This window comes from Halolamina salina (genome assembly GCF_042678005.1).
Taxonomy (GTDB): Archaea; Halobacteriota; Halobacteria; order Halobacteriales; family Haloferacaceae; genus Halolamina; species Halolamina salina.
On record NZ_JBHUDH010000070.1, the window covers coordinates 1,958 to 7,909 of the forward strand.

Annotated in this window: 5 protein-coding genes, 1 tRNA gene and 1 pseudogene; 5 read left to right on the forward strand and 2 right to left on the reverse strand. The window is 70.2% G+C overall.

The genetic code is table 11. The features are described from left to right. The 3 genes from ACFR9S_RS07540 to ACFR9S_RS07550 all read left to right on the forward strand — a co-directional run. Nucleotides 1-1,852, forward strand: a 1,852-nt coding sequence (locus ACFR9S_RS07540) for a DEAD/DEAH box helicase (RefSeq protein WP_379818363.1), incomplete at its 5' end; no start/stop codon positions are given. Nucleotides 1,853-1,935: 83 nt separating this feature from the next. After that, nucleotides 1,936-2,697: a hypothetical protein gene (locus tag ACFR9S_RS07545; protein WP_379818364.1), complete on the forward strand. Its 762-nt coding sequence runs from the start codon at nt 1,936-1,938 to the stop codon at nt 2,695-2,697. A 99-nt stretch (nt 2,698-2,796) separates the two neighbouring features. Beyond that, complete coding sequence (locus tag ACFR9S_RS07550) at nt 2,797-3,966, forward strand: CaiB/BaiF CoA transferase family protein (protein ID WP_379732254.1); 1,170 nt, start codon at nt 2,797-2,799, stop codon at nt 3,964-3,966. Nucleotides 3,967-4,154: 188 nt separating this feature from the next. On the opposite strand, the gene ACFR9S_RS07555 is transcribed toward ACFR9S_RS07550, so the two are convergent. Further along, nucleotides 4,155-4,228, reverse strand: a tRNA-Tyr gene (locus ACFR9S_RS07555). 204 nt (nt 4,229-4,432) lie between these two features. Here ACFR9S_RS07555 and ACFR9S_RS07560 point away from each other — a divergent pair. Together ACFR9S_RS07560 and ACFR9S_RS07565 are read left to right on the forward strand one after the other, a co-directional pair. Continuing rightward, on the forward strand, nt 4,433-5,320 hold the full coding sequence (locus ACFR9S_RS07560; RefSeq protein WP_379732255.1) for a DMT family transporter: 888 nt from the start codon (nt 4,433-4,435) through the stop codon (nt 5,318-5,320). Next, nucleotides 5,313-5,825 carry a carotenoid biosynthesis protein gene (locus ACFR9S_RS07565; RefSeq protein ID WP_379818365.1) on the forward strand — a complete coding sequence of 171 codons (513 nt, stop codon included), beginning with the start codon at nt 5,313-5,315 and terminating at the stop codon, nt 5,823-5,825. The genes ACFR9S_RS07560 and ACFR9S_RS07565 overlap by 8 nt, the downstream gene beginning before the upstream one ends. Before the next feature lie 7 nt (nt 5,826-5,832). Here ACFR9S_RS07565 and ACFR9S_RS07570 read toward each other — a convergent pair. Then, a pseudogene (locus tag ACFR9S_RS07570) lies at nt 5,833-5,952 on the reverse strand (SRPBCC family protein); the annotation flags it as partial.

The following is a 5,952-nucleotide window of genomic DNA, read 5'->3' on the forward strand; positions in this document are numbered from 1 at the left end:
GGAGGGTCGGCCGCTGCTGACGGCCGGCGAGTTCGCCCGCCGCCTCGACGCCAACCAAGCCGATGCCGATAACGCGCTCTCCCGGCTCGCCGACGAGGGGCTGCTCGAACGCGTCGACGTGGAGAACGACCCCGTGATCTGGTACCCGACGGAGTGGGGTGAGCTGGCCTCGCGCGAGCGCGTGGTCGTCTTCCCAGAACGGCGGGAGATCGTCGTCGACCGTCCGACGCAGTACACGCAGGCCCGCCTCTCGCAGTTCGCCCACCTCGTCGACACCACCGGCACCGAGCCCGGCACGCGCGGCTACCTCTACCGAATTCGCCCGGAGGACGTCTGGTCCGCCCCCTTCGACGGCGTCGCCGACCTGATCCTCACGATGCGGGGCGTGTTCCCCCGGCGCTACGAGGGGTTGGAGGAGTGGGTCGAGAGCCAGTGGAAACGGGCCAACCGCTTCCGGCTCGACACCCACGAGGACGGCTACACCGTCCTCACCGCGGCCACCGACGACCTCATGGGCAACGTCGCGATGGAGAAACTGGACGACGACGCGATCCGGGCGCCCATCTCCGACACCGAGGCGTGGGTCAACGAGGACGCCATCGCGAACATCAAGCGCACGCTCTACGAGGCGGGCTACCCGGTCGTCGACGACCGGGACCTCGAGAGCGGCGACCCGATCGACGCCGAACTCACGACCGACCTCCGGGAGTACCAGCAGTCCTGGGTCGACAGCTTCCTCGAGAAGCAGGCCGGCGTCCTCGTCGGCCCGCCCGGCTCCGGGAAAACCGTCGCCGCGCTCGGCGCGCTCGCGGCAGTCGGCGGCGAGACGCTGATTCTCGTTCCGTCCCGCGAACTCGCGGGACAGTGGCGCGAGGAGATCGAGCGCCACACCACCGTCGACCCGGAGCAGGTCGGCGAGTACCACGGCGGCGCGAAGCAGCTCCGGCCGATCACGATCGCCACCTACCAGATCGCGGGGATGGACCGCCACCGGACGCTGTTCGACGATCGCGAGTGGGGGCTGATCGTGTTCGACGAGGCCCACCACGTCCCGGCGCCGGTGTTCAGACGGTCCGCGGCGCTGCAGAGCAAACACCGCCTCGGCCTCACCGCCACGCCGGTCCGGGAGAGCGACGACGAGACCGACATCTACACGCTGATCGGCCCGCCGCTCGGGACTGACTGGTCGGCGCTGTTCGACGCCGGCTTCGTCGCCGAGCCCGAGGTCGAACTCCGCTACCTCCCGTGGGACGACGAACTGGCCGAGAACGAGTACGCCAGCGCCGACGGCCGCGAGCGCCACCAACTGGCAGCCACCAATCCCCGCAAGATCGAGGAGATCGGCCGACTGCTCGCCGACCACGACGGCAAGGCGCTGGTGTTCGTCGACTACCTCGATCAGGGCGAGGCGATCGCCGACGAACTCGACGCCCCGTTCGTCTCCGGCGAGACGCCCCACCACCGGCGCGAGCGCCTGTTCGAGTCGTTCCGCACGGGCGAGCGCGACGCGCTCGTGGTCTCCCGCGTCGGCGACGAGGGGATCGACCTCCCGAACGCCGAACTCGCGGTCGTCGCGTCGGGGCTCGGCGGCTCCCGCCGACAAGGCGCCCAGCGCGCGGGCCGCACGATGCGCCCGGTCGGGCGCGCGGAGGTGGTCGTGCTCGCGACCCACGGCACCCGCGAGGAGGAGTTCGCCCGCAAGCAGATGCGCCACCTCGCGGAGAAGGGCGTTCGTGTCCACGAGACAGTCGTCGGCGAGGAGACTGACGAACCGAGCGGCGACACGAGCAGCGACGAGGGGTGCGACGCCGACGTGAGCGACGACGGAGACGGAGCGACGACGACCGAGTGAGTCGGGATATGGGCACCGGCGGATCGACGCCGGCCACCCGCCGTACCGAGAGCGTTTAGGCGCCGGCCGCCGGCGACGAGCACATGGGCGACGAGCGACAGGCGACGTTCGGCAGCGACGGCACGCTGGAGACCGATCGGCCGCCGGAAGCGACCGGCGAGGACGACTTCGGCGAGGAGAAAGACCCCGACGAGACCGACGGCGGCTTCAGTCGGTACGTCGTCTCCAGCCTGCTCCAGAAGGCTGTCCGGCGCTCCGACGAGGAGATCGCGGCGTGGGCGGCGTGGGAGCTCGCGCGCTCGGGGTTCGGCTGGAACCTCTGGGAGCGGCTGAACCTCTACGTCGTCGAGGACCTCCGGGCCGGGCAGGACGTCGCGACGCAGGTGGCGCGCTACGAGGAATTGGCGACCGAACGCTGGGAGCCAGACGAGTGGCGCGGCCGCCTCTGTGCCGTGCACGCGGCGCTCGCGTGTGCCCGCGCGCAGTCCTCCCGTGAGGCCGCCAACGCCGACGAGTACTTCGGCGCCGTCGCGGAGCGCCGCGCGGAGGCCCACGAACGCGGCGAGGAACCGAGCCACGACTTCCCCGTCAGCGACCTCGAACCCGGCGGCCGCTTCGACGCGGTGTTCGACGGCCACACCGGCGAGGGGTCGCGCCGCGACCGCGGCACGGAGTTCTTCAAGACCCACGGCGCCCGCGTGGGGCCCGAGGGCGAGGGCGACCTCAGCGCCCGCTGGCAGCGCCTCGCGATGGTGCTGTCCTCGACAGAGTTCGACGAGGCAGACATCGAGCGGGCACTGGAGCCCACGGACGCTGAGGACCCGTGGGCCGATCCGGATTCGTAGGCAGTCGGCTCGTCGCCGACACCGCTGATCCATCGGGAGACGGTGAGACAGATTCCCCGCGGGACCACTTTTTAAGCGTGTTCGCAGTGGAGACGGCGTATGGATCTCACGGGGGTTCGCGTTCTCGACCTGACGCGGCTGCTACCGGGCCCGTACGCGACGCAGCTCCTCGCGGACATGAACGCCGACGTCGTCAAAGTCGAGGAGCCGAGCGTCGGTGACTACGCCCGGTCCATGGCGCCGAAGACGCCGGACGGCGTCGGGACGATCTTCGCGGCGGTCAACGAGGGGAAGCGGAGCATCACGCTCGACCTCGAGGACGACGACGGGCGCGAACTCTTCCACGAACTGGTCGCGGAGGCCGACGTGGTGATCGAGCAGTTCCGGCCGGGCGTCGCCGAGAAACTCGGCATCGACTACGAGTCGGTTCGCGAGCACAATCCGGAGATCGTCTACTGTTCGCTCTCCGGATACGGACAGGCGGGGCCGTACCGTGATCGGGTCGGGCACGACCTCAACTACGCGAGCGTCGCGGGGCTGGTCGACATGACGCGGGAACGGACCGACGGGAAGCCCGCGATCCCGGGCTACCCCATCGGGGACATGGCCGGCGGCCTCTTCGCCGCGTTCAGTGTCGTGAGCGCGTTGCTCAGTCGGTCGCTCGGTAACCGAGCCGGGAGCTTCGTCGACGTCTCGATGACCGACGCGATACTGTCGTTCGCACAGCCGGTGGCGTCGGCGGCGTTCGCCGGGGGCGATCCACGGCCGCGGGGGACAGAACTGACCGGGAAGCTCCCCTGTTACGACCTCTACCGGACCGCGGACGACCGATACGTCTCGATCGCCGCGCTCGAGCCGAAGTTCTGGCGGACCCTCTGTGAGGCGTTGGATCACCCCGAACTGATCGAGAACCACCACGCCGAGGACGAGGCCGTTCGGGAGGCGGTCCGGGAGACCCTCGCGACGACGTTCCGGTCGAAGACGCAGGCGAAGTGGGAGGAGGAACTGGGTGAGCAGGACGTGATGTTCGCACCTGTTCGGACGCCGAAGGAGGCGATCGGCGATCCCCACATCAGGAGTCGCGGAATCGTCGAGGACGACGGGTCTGGTGTGCCTCGGGTCGGTTTCCCCGCGAAATCGACGCCCGAACGCCGGCGCGGGCCGGATTCCGGGCTTCCGGGGATGGGCGAACACACGAGAGAGGTACTCGAATCGGTCGGCGTCGACGAGGCGACGATCGAGGCGCTCCGCGAACGGGACGTCATTTAGCCCGTGAGCTCGGACCATCGGCGTCGACGACATACGCGTTGCTCGTCGATCGAGCGTCGGGAGGAGAAATCCGCCCTCCCCGATTTGAACACTGTGAGACGATCCGACTCGCTACGCTCGTCGGCTGCGACTCACAAGCTCAAATCGGCTCAGTTGGATTTCTCTGCTCACTCCGTTCGCAGGAGAAATCCGCCCTCCCCGATTTGAACGGGGGGCAAGCCGATCTACAGTCGGCTGCTCTACCAGTCTGAGCTAAGGGCGGGCACTTCCACGTAGGTCCCGGTTCGGACTTAAGGATTGTCTCTTGTCCTCGCTACGTGAGTCAGTATCGCCCGACGACGACGGTCCCTCTGACGACCACATCGGCCGGGGAGGACACTGGATTGCTCCCTTCGAAACGGGTAAGCGCCCGGCGAGAGGAGCGTTCGGCGTGTCCTTCGCCGCCGTCGAGGAGCGAGTGCCGCCGATGGCCGCGCTGGCCGTCGCCGTCGTCGCCGTCAGCACCAGCGCCATCCTGATCCGCTGGTCGGGCGCGCCGAGCGTCGTGAAGGCGTTCTACCGGGTGGTGTTCACGACCGCGTTCCTGCTGCCGTGGGCGGTCGGCCGCTACCGCCACGAGTTCCGGGCGATCGAGCTCCGGGATCTGGGGGTCGCGGGGCTTACCGGCGTCGCGCTCGCGCTACACTTCGCGTCGTGGTTCGAGAGCCTGAACCACACCTCCGTCGCCGCCAGCGTGACGCTGGTCCAGAGCCAGCCGCTGTTCGTCGCCGTCGGCGCGTGGGCGCTGCTCGACGAGCGGCTCACCCGGCGGATGCTCGTCGGGATCTTCGTGGCGCTGTTCGGCGCCGCCACGATGTCGCTGGGCGACCCGCTGCTGGCGGCGATGGGGTTCGGCAGCTCGGACGGACTGGCGGGAACCGGGACGTACGGCAACGCGCTCGCGCTCGTCGGCGCCGTCTGCGCCGCCGCCTACGTACTCGCCGGACGGTCGCTCCGCCAGCGCGTCTCGCTCGTCCCCTACGTCGTCGTGGTGTACGTCGCCTGCTCGGTCGTCCTGCTCGTCGTCGCCGTCGCACAGGGCGCCCCGCTCGTCGACTACCCGCGCCACGAGTGGCTCCTGTTCCTCGGGATGGCGGTCGGCCCGGGGATCTTCGGCCACACCGTGATCAACTGGGCGCTCGCCCACGTCGAGTCCGGCGTCGTCTCGGTCAGCCTGCTGGGCGAGCCAGTCGGGAGCACGGTGCTCGCGCTGCTTCTCCTCCCCGGCGAGGTGCCCACGCCGACGACGATCGTCGGTGGTGCCGTCGTCCTGCTGGGCATCTACCTCACTGCCGAGGCACGGAACCGTGACTGACTCGACCGATGCCACGGCCGGCCGGCCCATCGACGACGCCACGGCGCGGCGCTACGTCGGGAGCCAGATCGCGCTGTTCCTCGCGACGCTGCTTCACGCGCTGCTGACGTGGCCGCCCTCGGAGACGGTCGTGCTGTTCGCCGGCGGTATCGCGGTCGCGTTCGCCGTCGAGGCGCCCGCGATCCGGGCCGGGCTGTTCACCCACTACCTCCGCCCGCGACTCGTCGGCGTCCCCGTCTCGATCCTGCTCGCGTGGCCCGCCGTCGTCTACCTCGCAGTCCGGACGGCGTCGCTGATCGTCGACGGTCCGGTCGCCGTCGCCGGGCTGGCCGCGGTGCTGGCGACGCTTGCCGACGCCGCGGTCGAACCGAGCGCGGTCCGCGACGGCGCGTGGGCGTACGCGGACGCCCTCCCCGGCCCGCGCGTCCGCGGGGTGCCGTGGTGGAACGCCGCCGGCTGGCTCGGCGTCGTGTTCGTGACGGCGCTGCTGCCGGCCGCCGTGTGAGACGTCGCTACTCCAGCAGCTTCTTCGTCTGCCGGTGGCGGTAGCGGAACATCGGCTCGAAGCCGACGACGCCGAGCGGTCCCAGCGCCCGACCGAGCCCGCCAAGCGGGAGCCGGTAGACGACGCG